The sequence below is a fragment of the Fictibacillus sp. WQ 8-8 genome (assembly GCF_024494405.1).
Lineage (GTDB): Bacteria > Bacillota > Bacilli > Bacillales > Fictibacillaceae > Fictibacillus_C > Fictibacillus_C marinisediminis.
On record NZ_JAMXKG010000010.1, the window covers coordinates 17,396 to 33,237 of the forward strand.

At 38.8% G+C, this 15,842-nt stretch carries 16 protein-coding genes; 10 read left to right on the plus strand and 6 right to left on the minus strand.

All coding sequences use genetic code 11. From position 1 onward, the window contains the following. Positions 1–113: 113 nt before the first annotated feature. The 6 genes from groL to M1K46_RS19410 all read right to left on the minus strand — a co-directional run bounded on the left by groL (position 114) and on the right by M1K46_RS19410 (position 5,516). Positions 114–1,739: a chaperonin GroEL gene (gene groL / locus M1K46_RS19385; RefSeq protein ID WP_256227325.1), complete on the minus strand. Its 1,626-nt coding sequence runs from the start codon at positions 1,737–1,739 to the stop codon at positions 114–116. 20 nt (positions 1,740–1,759) lie between these two features. Then, positions 1,760–2,041 carry a co-chaperone GroES gene (locus M1K46_RS19390; RefSeq protein ID WP_256227326.1) on the minus strand — a complete coding sequence of 94 codons (282 nt, stop codon included), beginning with the start codon at positions 2,039–2,041 and terminating at the stop codon, positions 1,760–1,762. An 82-nt stretch (positions 2,042–2,123) separates the two neighbouring features. Next, positions 2,124–3,149: an NAD(P)-dependent alcohol dehydrogenase gene (locus M1K46_RS19395; RefSeq protein ID WP_256227327.1), complete on the minus strand. Its 1,026-nt coding sequence runs from the start codon at positions 3,147–3,149 to the stop codon at positions 2,124–2,126. A gap of 6 nt (positions 3,150–3,155) precedes the next feature. Then, positions 3,156–3,860, minus strand: a complete 705-nt coding sequence (locus tag M1K46_RS19400) for an iron-sulfur cluster assembly protein (protein ID WP_256227328.1) — start codon at positions 3,858–3,860, stop codon at positions 3,156–3,158. 28 nt (positions 3,861–3,888) lie between these two features. Beyond that, complete coding sequence (locus tag M1K46_RS19405; RefSeq protein WP_256227329.1) at positions 3,889–4,905, minus strand: amidohydrolase family protein; 1,017 nt, start codon at positions 4,903–4,905, stop codon at positions 3,889–3,891. A gap of 35 nt (positions 4,906–4,940) precedes the next feature. Next, positions 4,941–5,516 (minus strand): DJ-1/PfpI family protein, encoded by a 576-nt coding sequence (locus M1K46_RS19410; RefSeq protein ID WP_256227330.1) that lies wholly within the window; start codon positions 5,514–5,516, stop codon positions 4,941–4,943. Positions 5,517–5,907: 391 nt separating this feature from the next. Here M1K46_RS19410 and M1K46_RS19415 point away from each other — a divergent pair, with 391 nt between their 5' ends. The 10 genes from M1K46_RS19415 (at position 5,908) to M1K46_RS19460 (ending at position 15,601) form a co-directional block, all read left to right on the plus strand. Next, the gene (locus M1K46_RS19415) at positions 5,908–7,557 is read left to right on the plus strand and encodes an aromatic/alkene/methane monooxygenase hydroxylase/oxygenase subunit alpha (protein WP_256227331.1); all 1,650 of its coding nucleotides are present in this window, start codon (positions 5,908–5,910) and stop codon (positions 7,555–7,557) included. 69 nt (positions 7,558–7,626) lie between these two features. Beyond that, complete coding sequence (locus tag M1K46_RS19420; RefSeq protein WP_256227332.1) at positions 7,627–8,658, plus strand: NADH:ubiquinone reductase (Na(+)-transporting) subunit F; 1,032 nt, start codon at positions 7,627–7,629, stop codon at positions 8,656–8,658. A gap of 53 nt (positions 8,659–8,711) precedes the next feature. Continuing rightward, positions 8,712–9,779, plus strand: coding sequence for a toluene hydroxylase (locus tag M1K46_RS19425; RefSeq protein WP_256227333.1), 1,068 nt, complete (start codon positions 8,712–8,714; stop codon positions 9,777–9,779). Further along, positions 9,779–10,102, plus strand: coding sequence for an MmoB/DmpM family protein (locus M1K46_RS19430; protein WP_256227334.1), 324 nt, complete (start codon positions 9,779–9,781; stop codon positions 10,100–10,102). The genes M1K46_RS19425 and M1K46_RS19430 overlap by 1 nt, the downstream gene beginning before the upstream one ends. A gap of 139 nt (positions 10,103–10,241) precedes the next feature. Next, positions 10,242–10,490, plus strand: a complete 249-nt coding sequence (locus M1K46_RS19435) for a DUF2553 family protein (RefSeq protein WP_256227335.1) — start codon at positions 10,242–10,244, stop codon at positions 10,488–10,490. Between the two features lie 143 nt (positions 10,491–10,633). Continuing rightward, positions 10,634–11,980, plus strand: a complete 1,347-nt coding sequence (gene hemA, locus M1K46_RS19440) for a glutamyl-tRNA reductase (RefSeq protein WP_256227412.1) — start codon at positions 10,634–10,636, stop codon at positions 11,978–11,980. A 77-nt stretch (positions 11,981–12,057) separates the two neighbouring features. Beyond that, positions 12,058–12,297 (plus strand): IDEAL domain-containing protein, encoded by a 240-nt coding sequence (locus M1K46_RS19445; protein WP_256227336.1) that lies wholly within the window; start codon positions 12,058–12,060, stop codon positions 12,295–12,297. A 60-nt stretch (positions 12,298–12,357) separates the two neighbouring features. Next, on the plus strand, positions 12,358–13,815 hold the full coding sequence (gene katA, locus M1K46_RS19450; protein ID WP_256227337.1) for a catalase KatA: 1,458 nt from the start codon (positions 12,358–12,360) through the stop codon (positions 13,813–13,815). Between the two features lie 263 nt (positions 13,816–14,078). Continuing rightward, positions 14,079–14,552 (plus strand): Fur family transcriptional regulator, encoded by a 474-nt coding sequence (locus M1K46_RS19455; protein WP_256227338.1) that lies wholly within the window; start codon positions 14,079–14,081, stop codon positions 14,550–14,552. Between the two features lie 479 nt (positions 14,553–15,031). Then, positions 15,032–15,601 (plus strand): cysteine hydrolase family protein, encoded by a 570-nt coding sequence (locus M1K46_RS19460; protein WP_256227339.1) that lies wholly within the window; start codon positions 15,032–15,034, stop codon positions 15,599–15,601. Positions 15,602–15,842 lie beyond the last annotated feature (241 nt).

Genomic DNA, 15,842 nt, shown 5'->3' on the forward strand with positions numbered 1-15,842 from the left:
CCCTTTACGTCTGACCGCAAAGAACTTTCCTTTGCGGTCTTTTTTCTCTACTTTATATGGTTAACTCTGATAACTGTTTACAACAGGGTTTTTCCACCTTTTTATTATGATGACTATTCCAATAATTCCCCGCCTCCTCCACGAGAAGGTCCTCTAGTGGGGTCAACTTCTTCTGCTTTTTCTGTAATTAAAGAATCTGTCGTAATAATAAGGGAGGCTATTGATGCAGCGTTTTGAAGAGCAGTACAAGTCACTTTAACAGGGTCAATAATTCCATTACTAATTAAATCAACATATTCCTCACTCAATGCATTAAACCCAAAACCATTAGGGCAGGATTTAACTCTTTCTACTACATATAATCCATCTAAACCACAATTATTTGCAATGGTCATTAGTGGAGAGGTTAACGAACTTAATACAACCTGTGCGCCATTGTATTTATCTCCCTCTAAATGTCCAATATTTTCACTAATGTCCGATAAAACTTGGAGTAAAGCAGTCCCTCCTCCTGCAACGATCCCTTCTTGAACGGCTGCATATGTAGCATTCAATGCATCTTCTATACGCAACAGCTTCTCCCTGCACTCAACCGATGTGGCACCGCCGGCCAAAATCACTGCCATTCCTCCTGACAGTTTGGACAAACGTTCTTGAAGTTTTTCTTTCTCCCACTCTTGAGCTGTTTTTTCAACCTGCAATCGAATCTGGTCTTTCCGTCCTTTCATTTCATCATATCTTCCCCTCCCCTCTACAATAGCCGTTTGATCCTTGTTCACGATCACTTGTCTTGCTTTACCGAGATCCTCTATCGCAGTGTTTTCAAGATTTCGGCCTATCGATTCTGAAATCAACCGGCCTCCTGTTACGATAGCAATATCCTCTAACATAAGTTTTCGATTATAACCAAACTCTGGAGCCCTGACCACAACGGTTTGTAATTTCCCTTTATTAACCATCAATGTACCTATTACTTCATCTGCTGCGTCTTCAGCTATTATAAGAAGTGGATATCCTAATTCCCTTAACTTTTCCATGACAGGCAGGATTTGTTGAACAGAAGAAATCTTTTGATCGGTAATCAAAATATAGGGTTCTTCAAGTATAGCTTCCATCTTTTCATAATCAGTAACCATATTATGTGAGATGTATCCACGATCGAATCGCATTCCCTCCACTACTTCTAATATTGTTGTTGGAAGTTTCGATTCTTCAACAAGAATAACGCCATCTAGTCCTACTCTTTCCATGGCATCTGCGATAAGTTCTCCAATTGTTTCATCCCTTGATGCAATAGTGGCTACCTCAGAAATCATTTTTCGATCTTTTATAGGAATGGCTTTTTTCTTCAGGGCCTCTACAGCTAACGTAACGACCTCTTCAATCCCCTGTTTTAAAATAACCGGATTAGAACCTTCTCTTACATAATTAAGACCTTGTTTAACCATGCTTTGTGCAAGGACAGTTGCTGTAGTGGTACCATCACCGGCATTAACATTCGTATGACTTGCCACTTCTTTAACGAGCATCGCACCCATGTTTTCAAAAGGATCATCCAACTCGATTTCATTTGCTATGAAAACTCCATCATTCGAGACCATAGGAGTCGCAAATAGTCTATCAATAATGGAATTTCTGCCTTTAGGTCCAAGGGTAGATTTTACAACGGTGGCTAGTTTATCTACCCCATTCTCAAGAGCAACGCGAGCTTCTTCGTTTAATTTAATTAACTTCGGCATAGTGTGTTCCTCCTCGATTTTTAATGTTTGTCTTCATCAATAGCTAAAATGTCTTTTACATCTATAATGAGGTAGTCTTCATTTTCAATTTTTAACGAGGCCCCAGCATTTTCTAAAAAATAGGTAACATCCCCTACTTTTAACGCTGAATCTATAAGATTGTCGCAACCACCAACTGCTAAAACTTTTCCTTGATTGACTGGCCCTTTTACAGAGTTTGGAAGTATAATTCCATTTTGTGTCGGTAATTCCTCTTCTATTAAACTGACAACAACCCGGTTTCCCACTGGTTTTAACTTCATACGATTCTCTCCTTTCCTTTCATCACTATTGTAATAAATTAGGGAAGGCTAACTAAGTTATACCTCCCCAGATGTTTTAACATTATGGGACCAAAATCGCCCGACCATTAATTTTGCCATTATGAAGTAATTCTAGAACTTCATTAGCTTGATCCAGGGGATACTTTGAAGAGTGAAGTTTAACCTTCCCTCGTCCATGCAACACCATCAGCTCGTACAAATCGGTATAGTTACCTACCAAACTACCTATGATACTATATTCATTATTGATAATATTTAATGAAGGCACTTTTACAGTCCCACCATATCCAACTACGAAATAATGACCTCCTTTACGAAGCATCTTCATGCTATCTTCATGTGTCTGATCGGTCCCCACGAAATCGATAATAATATCTACACCCTTTTCATCTGTTAAGGTTTTCACCTGTGAAATCATATCCTTATCGGCAATAACGGTATGGGAAGCGCCTAGATCAAGAGCCATTGCTAATCGTCCTTCATCCCTGTCAACGGCAATAATGTCAGCATTACCAAGCTCACGCATCACTTGTACCCCTATATGCCCAAGTCCGCCCATACCAATCATAAGTAATTTCGTACCTGGTTTTGCTAATGGGGCAGCTTTACGAACAGCTCGGTATGCAGTAATACCCGCATCTGCGAAAGGAGCTACATCGGTCGGATCTACATTATCAGGTAATTTTATTAAAGCCCGTTCCGATGTTTTTAAATACTCTGCGTAACCACCATCCACGGTGAGCCCTGAAAATTTCAAGTTCTCGCAATGCATATCTTCCCCAGATCTACAATCAAGACACTTTCCACAGCTTGAAACTGGATGGAGTATAACTGGATCTCCAACTTTAAAACCGGAAACAGCAGAACCGACTTCATGAACCCATCCAGCGTTTTCGTGACCAATAACATAGGGCAATTCTGTCCCTAAAGTCTCAGCCCATACTCCTTCTATTAAGTGTAAATCGGTATGACAGACACCGGCACCTGCCACTTTTATAATGACATCTGTTGGATCTGTTAGTACTGGATTTGGGACCTCTTCAATTCGTAATGGTTTGTTATATTCATATAATCGCGCAGCTTTCATTATTGTCTACTCTCCTTTTTTTGCTAATACTGTTTGATAACGGGCATCAAGAAGACCTCGACAGTATGTGGAATTAAATTCCATAGACATTCGGGTTCTTCTTGCTTCTAATAAATAATCTGAAAACTCCTTCGGGTCAATACTTTCTCCTGTAGGTTTAATAAAAGCTTGATCGTAAGGGTCATTACTAAATCCTAATTCATTTCGAAGAATCAAATAACGATTTAAAACAGATCTATCAGTAATTGCAGGATGTGCGTTTAATTCTTTTACTGTCAGATTTAGCATATTTTTTTCCATTCCATAATTGATTAGGCTGCGAAGCAGTTTTTCTTGCCTCGAAATAAACGACTTAATTTGGAATTTTTTTCTAACCTCTTTGAGATCATTTGATGCTAAATGAGTAAAGACTTCTTTGAAGGATTTTCCTTCAGTGACTCCTTTATTAATCTCCTCTGAGGCACTATGATCTTTCAGATTAATGATGACTTTTTTGACCCAGGGAATTTCCATTACCCGATCACGTATATCTTCTGCCATAATAAAGGCGAAGTTTGGAGAGCACCAATAAGTGGGGAGCCGCATTGCAACATTCACGTCAGTTCCCTGAATTTTCACTTCTTCTATAAAATTCATCTCTAATACAGACTTATCCAATTCGGGATCATACACTAAGTTAATCTTTTCCATAACAGCCTCTTGATGTCCCAATTCGAAACTCTCCTTTCCTGAAATCGTTTTATCGAACAGCTAATTTTTCATTACGAAATTTAGATTTTTGTTTTTCAATGTCAATCCCATATAAACGTGCAGCATTTTCACTCAGAATTTTCTTTTTAACCGCCCGTGTTAAATCAGCTCCTGTTTCCTGTTTAATATCTTCTGGTAGTTCAAAGGCCATAAATTTCTCTATTAGCCACCCAGGTTCCCAAATGGCATAGTCACTACCAAATAGGATCCTATCTTCATCCAACCAGTAAAGTAACTCGCTTATGATCTCTGCAAAATATCGGGGTCTTGTATGAATGAATGGCATGACAACAGATAACCCTGCATAAACGTTCTTTTCTTGGGTAGCAATCCAACAAAAATCTTCTAATCTAGGAAGTCCACAATGCTCTACAATAAAATTTAATTCTGGATAGCAGCTAGCCGCGTCGTCTATGTCAGCTACATCAAACGCGTCACGATTTAGAGGAGTGATGGTAGGCCCTTTGTGAACATGAATATTTTTGATATCTAACTCTATGCATTTCTCAAGATACCGTTTTGCTCCTTTTGATGAAAGCTTGTATCCCTTGGATTCTCCGCGCCATTCAGCTGTATATAATTTCACGCCTTGTATGTCATGGGTTTGTTTTAAATATTCTAAGTAATCCAGCCCTCCATCACCGTCTCGTGGATCAAACGTGCCATTTCCAATAAAACGACCTGGATATTTTTTAGCTAATCGAGCATTTAGTTCAATATCGCCAAATCCATTTTTGTAGAAATCAGTAAGGGCAACCGGCTGGAAAATTGCCATGTCCACGTATCCATTAATAAGTACATCTTTGACTAAATCCTCGGTATTAAATTTTCTGAACTTATCATAAGGCCATAATTTTTCTTCAGGACTTAGATTTTTGTGGTAGTCGTAAAAACAACTTATAAATTCTTCACCGTGTCGATTTAATTGATTTTCAGGACTTCCATCCCATAACGCAATGTGTGCATCAATGATAAAAATATCTTCCCCATCTGACGTTCTGTACATATTAAACCCTCCACTTCTTTATTAGATTCTTAATGCTAAATTGTGTTTGAAGCATAACTTTCTGATTTTAGTAGGGTAATAAATTCTTTCATAAAGCCAGGATGATCAATCCATGCCCTAGACGTTACAAAGTTCCCATCCACAACAACTTCCTGATCTACAAAAGTTGCTCCTGCAGCCCTCAAATCCGGTGCTAATGACCAAAATGCTGCACAACGTTTTCCCTTCAGATAACCTAAAGGAATTAATGCCTGCGCTGCATGACACTCGAATGCTAAGGGGAGATTGGATTCTACAAAATGTTTCACAATTCCTTTAAAAGAATCATCGTTTCTAATATGTTCAGGAGCCCGACCACCTGGAATGACAGCGCCTTCATATTGACTCGGAATAACATCGCTAAAAGCAAGATCAGCTTCAACACGATATCCAAATTTTTCAGTGAACGTATCAAATCCGGGTTCGAAGTCATGAACTACAGTTTGAATCACCTTTTTTGTTGGGGCAGCGACATGCACTGTGTATCCCTCTTCTCTTAACCGATGTAAGGGATACATCACCTCTTGAGACTCTGCCATATCCCCTGTAATGATCAATATTTTTTTCTCCACAGATAGACCACCTTTCTGATTTGTATGCTACATCCATTTGTCTTGCAATTTACATGCCAATCTAAATGCCAGAATGGTGGATCTAATAAAAACATAGATCTATAGGGTCTTTGCGTGATTTACATTTAATTGGAGAACTAAAAAACAGCAAAATTATTTTTTAACCTAAGTTATTTTTTGAAATTTGCGACAATTTTGTAGCTAATTAAGAAAGAGTTAACAGAATGCGACATATTTTCCGCGATAATAATCTGAATAATCTAACAAAAATTTATTTTTATGACATATTCATTGCGTTCATGGAGAATAAAATCAACTTGGCACAGATATTGCAGTATGCTGTTAGGCTGTAGGATCTATCCTACTAAAATATCTTTAAAGGAGGTACATGATGGTTACGTTATCAAAAATCAAATCTCAACCTAATATGAGTAATGCAGAGGCTCATAAAAGGGTGAAAGATTTGGCATGGTTACCCAGTTATGCCAAGGAGTCTTTAAAGTATCCAACCGATTATAAGTTTTCTAAAGCACCGAAAGACACTATGAAACAAGTTTTACGATCTTACTTTGCTATGGAAGAAGAAAAAGATAATCGGGTGTACGGTGCCATGGATGCTGCGCTTCGAGGAAACATGTTCCGTGATGCCGAACCAAGATGGGTTGAATGGATGAAACTATTTTTAGCTATTATTCCATTCCCTGAAATCTCTGCAGCCCGATCTATGGCTTTGCTAAGCGATGTTGTTCCAAATGATGAATTAAAAAATGGTTACACCATGCAAATGATTGACGAATTTCGTCATTCAACCATTCAAATGAACCTAAAGAAATGGTACATGGAAAACTATATTGATCCTGCTGGGTTTGATATAACCCAAAAGGCATTTGGAAAATGCTATGCCACTACTATTGGGCGTCAATTTGGAGAAGGTTTTATTACAGGAGACGCAATCACTTCAGCTAACATTTATCTGCAAATCATTGCAGAAACAGCCTTTACTAATACTCTTTTTGTGGCCATGCCTTCTGAGGCAGCTGCAAATGGGGATTATGCCCTTCCGTCCATTTTCCTTTCTGTACAATCTGATGAGTCCCGTCATATTAATAATGGGTATGGGACATTAATGATGGTTTTAGGCGATCCTGACAACCATGATCTTCTGGAAAGGGATATCCGTTATGCCTTCTGGCAGAATCACGCTATTGTCGATGCTGCTATCGGTACAATTATTGAATACGGCACCAAGGATCGTAAGAAAAATAAAGAATCCTATGCGGAGCTATGGCGGAAATGGGTTTATGAAGATTACTACCGCAGCTATTTAGTTCCTCTTGAGAAGTACGGATTGAAAATCCACCACGATGATGTGGAAGCAGCATGGGACCGTATCACTAAAAAGGACTATGTTCACAAAGTCGCTCAGTTCTTTGCAACTGCATGGCCGGTTAACTTCTGGCGTATTGATGCGCTTGATGAGTATGATTTTGAATGGTTTGAATCGAAATATCCCGGTTGGTACAACAAGTTCGGAAGAGGTTGGGAACATTACCGAGAGTTATCCAAACCTGGTAGTGACCCATATCTTTGGGCAGATACAGGATATGTCTATCCACATCGTTGTTGGAGCTGCTTAGTACCTGTAGTCATCCGTGAAGATTTGGTTGTTGATGAGGTAAACGGTGAGTTACACACCTATTGCTCTGAACAGTGTTGCTGGACACATAAAGTAGCGTTCTCTGATAACTATAATGGTCGGCCAACTCCTGCGATGGGACGCTTCAGTGGAAAACGAAATTGGGAAGAGATGTACCATGGTGTGGATTTAGCTGACGTTATTCAAGATATGGGTTTTGTTCGTAATGATGGGAAAACGTTAGTTCCTCAGCCACATTTGCACTTTGAAGATGAAAAGATGTGGAAATTAGAACACGTAACAGGTTACGAGGTCAGGAGTCCACTTTTAGATCTTAGAGCGATGCCGGAAAAAGATCGAAAACAAAGTATCGCAGATTACCAAGCAGGATTTAGCTGGAAATAACAAGGTAGTTCTCAGCCTTGATTTCAAAGGCTGAGTTTTTTCTAAAAATTCATCGTAAGGGGGAGCCATATGAGTTATAAGGTTACACTTGAACCGGTCGGATTAGAAATGGAGGTTCAGGACGACGAAACGATTTTAGAGGCTGCCTTTCGTCAAGGAATTGCTTTAATGCATGGTTGTAAAGAAGGACAATGCTCCACCTGTAAATCGCTCCTTGTTGATGGAGATGCTGAAATGGAGCGTTATTCAACTTTTGCACTTAATGACTATGAAAAAGAAGATGGATACGTCCTTCTTTGTAAAACAAAGGCGTACAGTGATTTGACTGTAGAATTACTCCAATTTGATGAAGAAGCTCTTAAAGTATCCGTTCCAATTAAGAATTTCAGTACAACCGTTGTGAACATAGAAAGTCTGACACATGATATCCGAAAACTGACCTTAAAATTGAACCAGCCAGAGGAAATCAAATTCCATTCCGGTCAATTCGTAGATCTTTATGCTCCAGACAAGACTTATTATCGTTCGTATTCCATGTCAAATACACCCAGTCAATCAGACCGTTTAGAGTTCATGATCAAAATATTTAAAGGCGGCAAGTTTTCAACACTTGTGGACGAGCAGTTGAAAGTTGGAGATGACATTGAAGTAAGAGGTCCATTTGGGAATTGTATCCGTCGTGAGGAAAATACGGGAGATATTGTCCTTATTGGAGGAGGATCCGGTATGGCTCCATTATGGTCAATATTAAATGATATGGCGGAGAAGAATGTGAAACGCAACGTTACCTTCTTCTATGGCGCTCGTTCAAAAAGAGACTTGTTTTATCTCGAAAAATTCCAAGAGATAGCCACTTGCTTGGATGGATTTCGTTTCATACCTGCCCTATCTGAACCATTACTGGAAGATGATTGGGATGGTGAAGCCGGCTTAATTACGGATGTGCTTGAACGATCTATTAATCATGAAACAGCTAATCAGTTAGAGGCTTTCTTATGTGGACCAGGACCGATGATTGATGCTGCAATGGCAGTACTTAGGCAAAAAGGGGTAACAGTTGATCGAATTTTCTTTGATAAGTTTGTACCTGCCACTAATTAGATAAACAGATGCAAAATAAAGATACCGTTCTTTCAAAAAAGGAGGTTCAAATGATGACAGAGGCTATCGTCAAGTCTGCTGAAGCAGGATCCAAAACATTCGCTGGAAGTAGAAGTCGAAAATATAATTACTATGAACCAAAAGGCAGAAGATCAACGTTATATGAGGATGTCACTGTTGATGTACAGCCCGATCCAGAACGCCATTTACTTCAAGGATGGATTGTTTCTTTTAGTGATGGAACACCAGCTTATTCACAAACAAGGACAAAAATCAAAAGTTCTGACTGGCATAAATACCGTGACCCTAATGGAGAATGGGAGCGAAATCACTACATTCGCCAATCCTCTATTGAAAAGCAAGTAGCTTTAACCATTCAAAATGCTAAAGCGGAAAACCAATTTGCCATTCTCGATAAAACATGGGTTAAAATTCTCCAGGAACACTTAGGAGCATCAAAACACCCTGAGTACGGTCTAGGGATGCTCTTTCAGAAAGCACAACGTGATGGAATGACTCAAATGATTAACAATTCTATTCTTATAAACTCATCAGATAAGCTGCGATATGCTCAGGATATTGCTATCTATCTTGGAGAAGTAGCTACAATGATTGAGCTTGATGAAGCAAAAGGTAAAGAAAATTGGATGAATAATCCCGTTTGGCAAGGTGTTCGCGAAGTCGTGGAAACTTTTGGTGCCGCAACAGATTGGGCTGAACAACTATTCGCTACAAATCTCATTTATGAGCCTTTAGTAGCTGAATTATTCAGAAGTGGATTCTTAATGCAATATGCAGCGTCTCATGGAGATTATGCGACACCTACATTGGTTTCAACTGCAGAAGCCGATTTCGAACGTAATTTAGATTACACAGCTGAAATGTTTGACGTTTTCTTCAATGATCCTGAGTATGGCGAAGAAAATCAACAATTAGCTCAAAGATGGCTTGAAAAATATGTGCCATTATGTGTAAACGCTTCCAAACAACTGCAGCCAATTTGGTCGCAACCAAGAGTAAAAGTAACCTCTTATGTAGATGCCTTTAATCGTGCCAAAGAACGGTTTAGCACTATCTTGGCGCATCTAAACATAAGTTTGCCGAAAGGGGTAAGTTTATAATGAGCCAATTGGAACTTGAAAAAGGATTTAATAATAAATGTGGAGTGACTCTTAGTGATAGTGTTGAAGGTCGTGTCATCGCCGACATTATGCGTGAAAAACCAGGCGTTGAAGTATCACATTACCCTGCCATGATTCGAATTGATGGTACAGGCGTACTTGAATTTGATATGAGCGAGATCAGTGACGATTTAGGTCGAGACTTTGATCCCTACTCTTTTCAAGTCGAGATGTCTACTCACTATGGTCGTATGGTTATGTTAGATGACAAAATTATGCTGTTTGCTGACCCTGAAGAAGCTAGAAAATATATAAACTTCTAACCAATTGGAATCCGATACATGGGTGCAGTAAATTAGACTTTCAGTTTACTGCACTCCTTAAAAGTAAACCTATCTCCTATAGCCTGAAATGTAATAGTCATTGTCTAAATTAAAAGCTAATGGAAAGAGGGTATATTTTATGACGGATGTAAACGAAAAAGTTCAGGAAGAAATGGATATCACTCGCTATATTAGTTCTAGGTTAACAAAAAGCGGTTTTGTATTAACATACAATAAACAACCCATTGGTGAAATACGATGGGAAGATGTATCAAATGTGTGTCTGAACAAAAATACTTTTTTCTTTAGAGATAATAAAATCTATATGATTAGGGATCATCTAAAAACCTTACAGTATGTAGAGAATTGTGATTTAGGTTGGTGTTGAACCATATAGCTCCTTTATGAGTAGATGGCGTGAACCCAGTGAAAATAAGTTAAGGAGCATACAAAAATCCGATATAATCCATTTAACTCTTCTCTTCGGTATTTCTGGAATGGATTGATAATGGAGTGGTACAAGTGCAGATAATGGTTATGGGCTTAAATCATAACACAGCATCAGTGGAAGTCAGGGAACGATTGAATATAAAAAAAGAATCCTACGCTAAATGTATTCAATCTTTGCGTGGAACAAGGGGTATTCAGGAGTGTGTAATTTTATCCACATGTAATCGAACTGAAATTTATGCCGTAGTAGATAATTTACACACAGGTAAACTTATTATGACAGGCTTTTTCTTAGAATCACTTGGACTAAACAAATTAGAATGTATTAATTTTTTTTATACTAAAGAGAATGATGATACCATAAAGCATCTATTTCGTGTTGTGTGTGGACTAGACTCCTTGGTTATAGGAGAGACACAAATATTAGGGCAAGTGAAAGAATCTTTTATTATAAGTCAAACGCAAAAGGCAACAAGTACAGTATTTAATATGTTATTTAAGAAGGCGATTACATTTGCCAAACGTGTTCATTCCAATACAGATCTAGGAAAAAATGCTGTTTCGGTGAGCTATGCAGCTATTGAATTAGGTAAAAAAATCTTTGGGCATTTTCATTACAAGACGGTTGTTATTCTAGGTGCGGGTGAAATGGGGGAATTAACTGCAAAACATCTACACACTAATGGTGCAGGCACGATTATTGTAGTGAATCGCACATACGAACGGGCAATGAACTTGGCTAATAAATTTAGTGGTGAAGCTAAAACGATGGACCAAATTCAAAATGTTCTAAGCCAAGCTGATATTGTTATCAGCTCTATAGACGTCAAAGGTCCTATTATCACTAAACAAGACATGGAAACTATTAATCTTAAAAGAAAGCACCGTCCTTTATACATGATCGATATTGCTGTTCCAAGGAGCATTGATCCTGAAATTAACAATTTTGATCATGTTTTTTTATATAATATTGACGATTTAGAAGATATTGTGGCAGCCAATCTTAACAAAAGAGCAGAAGAAAGTAAAAAAATTAATTCCATGATAGAAAACGAATTGTTAGCTTTTAAATCTTGGATAAACACGTTAGATGCCGTACCACTGATGGCGGCACTTCAAGAAAAATCATTATTTATTCATGAAGAGGCTATGCGCCATATTGAGAATAAGCTGCCAAATCTAACACAAAAAGAGCTGAAGGTTATTCGTAAATATTCAAAAAGCATCGTTAATCAGATGTTGCATGACCCATTAATGGGAATAAAAGAAATCAATAGTCATACAAACAAAGAGGAGGTCTTAGAACTTTTCATCCAACTATTTGCATTAGAAGGGATATTAGATGAGCAAAATCAAATAGGGGAGTCAGAATTACAACATTGGCCGACTCCTTATCTCAGCCAAAGTAAAATTCCAGTTCACTCCTGATTGAGTGAACTAGACTGTATTTCTTTCGTAAGGATGGGTATCCATGTATAAGATAAAGGTGTCAGGGGTGATCTGTAATGAAAAATAAAAAACCATATAGATCGTATACTGAGATCATGAAATCCGTCAATACACAAAACAAACCCAATGATTTTTCAATTCTTGATATGTATATACAAATGATTCTGGATGAATTAATGTTTATCCGTCAACTGCGGCTCCTAGAAGAAAAGATTAATGATGCGCTTGAATCAAAAGACAAACCGTTATTTCTTGAATTATCTGGGCAATATGCTCAATTACGATTGATAGTTTGAGAGCAAAAACGAAAAAGAATATAGGTAGTCATAAAAACAAATCATAATGAGGTGATTGAATTGAGTAAAAATAAGAATGATCTTACGACTAGTTGGGGTACTCCTGTCGGTGATAATCAAAACTCCATTACAGCTGGTTCTCGCGGACCAACATTAATTCAAGATGTTCATCTGTTAGAAAAATTGGCCCACTTTAACCGTGAGCGCGTCCCTGAGCGTGTGGTTCATGCGAAAGGCGCTGGAGCACACGGTTACTTTGAAGTCACAAATGATCTAACAAAGTACACAAAAGCTAATTTCTTATCTGGAGTTGGAAAACGCACACCTTTATTTATTCGCTTCTCTACGGTTGCCGGTGAACTTGGCTCTGCTGATTCAGTTCGTGACCCGCGGGGATTTGCCGTTAAGTTCTATACGGATGAGGGAAATTATGATTTAGTAGGAAATAACACGCCTGTATTCTTTATTCGTGATGCTATTAAGTTTCCTGATTTCATTCATACACAAAAACGAGATCCAAAAACGCACTTGAAAAATCCGACTGCCGTATGGGATTTCTGGTCTCTTTCGCCTGAATCCCTGCACCAAGTATCGATTTTAATGTCTGATCGCGGTATCCCTGCTACATACCGCCATATGCACGGTTTTGGCAGCCATACCTTCAAATGGACCAATGCAGATGGTGATGGCGTATGGATTAAATACCACTTTAAAACAGAGCAAGGCATTAAAAACCTTGCACCAGATGTGGCTGAACGACTGGCTGGTGAAAATCCTGATTATCATACCGAAGATTTGTTTAATGCGATTGAAAACGGTGATTATCCAGCTTGGAAACTGTATGTGCAAATTATGCCACTAGAGGATGCCAATACGTATCGATTTGATCCATTTGACGTTACAAAAGTATGGTCTCAAAAAGATTATCCGTTAATTGAAGTAGGACGAATGGTCTTAAATAAAAATCCGGAAAACTATTTTGCTGAAGTGGAGCAGGCTACGTTCTCACCTGGAACGCTAGTACCTGGAATCGACGTATCTCCAGATAAAATGCTGCAAGGGCGACTATTCGCATATCACGATGCCCATCGTTATCGCGTGGGAGCCAATCATCAGGCGCTACCGATTAACCGTCCAAAAGTGGAAGTGAATAATTACCAACGTGATGGCGCAATGCGTTTTGACAATAATGGTCAGGGTTCTGTCTACTACGAACCCAATAGTTTCAGTGGTCCGACAGAAGTATCTCAGCACAAGCAAGCCGCATATCCCGTATCAGGAATTGCAGAAAGTGTTTCATATGATCACAACGATCATTATACGCAAGCTGGTGATTTATACCGTTTGTTAAGTGAAGGAGAGCGTGAACGCCTGGTTACAACTGTTGTTAACGCTATGAAACCGGTGGCAAAAGAGGAAATTAAACTCCGACAAATTCAACATTTCTATAAAGCAGATCCAGAGTATGGAGAGCGTGTAGCAGTGGGCCTGGCTTTATCTGTACCTCAAAAAGCTTAAAATACTTGAATCATTTAGGACAAGGTAATCGTTATTTTCAAAGTTATTTGAGGTGCGCAACAGTATGAAGACTATTGAAAGGAAGCCCATTTTAACTTGAGCACCCCCTACTCTCTTATTCTAAAAATATCAAACTATTCTCATTTATTGGTTTTAAAAATTCCATATCCTTTTTGAAAAAATCCAATATCCGAGAAAAGATCATCTTCAAGATGGTCTTTTCTACTATCGTATTTAAACTATTGGTAATTGAGGTGTAAAATATGGATCAACATCGTGTGATGGAAGGGGTTAAATCTTTTAAAAAAAATGGTATAAGAATAACACCTCAACGTATGGCTATAATGGAATATTTAGCAACTACTGAATCACACCCAACAGCAGATGAAATTTTTAAATCTTTAACCAATAAGTTTCCTAATATGTCAAATGGTACCGTGTATAATAATTTGAAATGCCTTAAAAAATACGGCTTTATCAAGGAACTGAGCTTTGGACAGTCCTCAAGCCGATACGAATGGAAAACCTCATTTCATTACCATGTTATATGTACTTCATGCGGTAAAATGCGAGATTTTAATTATCCTGAATTAAAAGAAGTGGAGCAATTTGCCAAAATAAAATCAGGGTTTGAAGTAAGCCGACATCTCTTTGAGATTCATGGAATATGTCCAGACTGCCATAATAAAACACAGAATGGCGAAATGGATGATCCTCTGCTCCCGACTTTTTATTGAGAAAAAGTCCTATGATAATGTAACGGTCGATCTGGTCAGTCATTCCCAAGACTTTAAGCAAGGCGCCGGATTGACCCATCCACCCAAATCGGGCGGTTGGTTTCAGATGAACAGCTGAAGCGTGTTGGAGGTTATATTGAAAAGGGAAAATGAGAAGGCGCTGAAGAGTGGTGACTGGCGGCATTTACGGCCAGGGAGACGGCTATCATCTTTGCTGATGTGAATGATGAGATGTCGATTTGCCAAGGAAAAGATTCAGGTCCTGTTGAGGCTGCCATCCCAGTTGATGATTTAGACGATGTGATCCGTTGGTAGCCGGTGAGATAAAGCCGTACATTTGGGTGAACTGCTACAATGCTTAATGGGCGGTTACGCGTTAGATAACTGAAGTAAAAAATTCGGTTTAACTTAAACTAACGATGGGTAAAACAGGGGCTGGAGGATTGTCCCTAGTTTTTAAAAAGGATAAGGAGGAACACATGGTTAAGACTGCACTCATTCTCGTTGATATTCAAAACGATTACTTTCCAAAGGGACGTATGGAGCTGCACAAAACAAATATAGCTGCTTCAAACGCGAAAAAGGTGCTGGATTACTTTCGGGGTAAAAACAAGACGATTTTTTTCATACAGCACATTTTCAAGGATCCGAACGCTCCATTCTTTGCTCCAGGAACGGATGGCATCCATATCAACGAAGCCGTAAAGCCGCTGGAAGACGAAACGGTTATCCAAAAGAACTATCCGAACAGCTTTCGGGAAACGTCTCTTCTTAGCGACCTCCGTAAAGCAGGTGTGGAACACGTGGTTATCTGCGGGATGATGAGTCATATGTGTATTGACGCAACGGTCCGTGCCGCTGTAGATTACGGCTTCCGCTGCACAGTCATTGAAGATGCCTGCACATCACCAGATTTAACCTTGCATGGCCACAGAATCCCTGCCACTCATGTCCACGGTGCATTTATGGCGGCGCTCGGAAGCCTTTATGCTGCGATAGAAACAGTTGACTTCTTTTTGGGAAAAGCAAAAACTGGAGAGCTTGTATAAAAGAATAAAAAAGATTGCTCTTTGGCACAGCTGCGTTAAACAAGAAGGCAATATAAAAAACCTTTGTCCTGGTTCAAATGAAAACAAGTACTACACGAGCCGAACATCGAAAATCGTTCCACACAACATCCCATGCAATTAGCTATTCAGGAAATACAGTACCCCAAAAATCAAGAGGAAGTATGACAAGAACTTCAAGAGTATATAGATTTAGCTGCTGAAGTTGTCAAAAAAATAATCC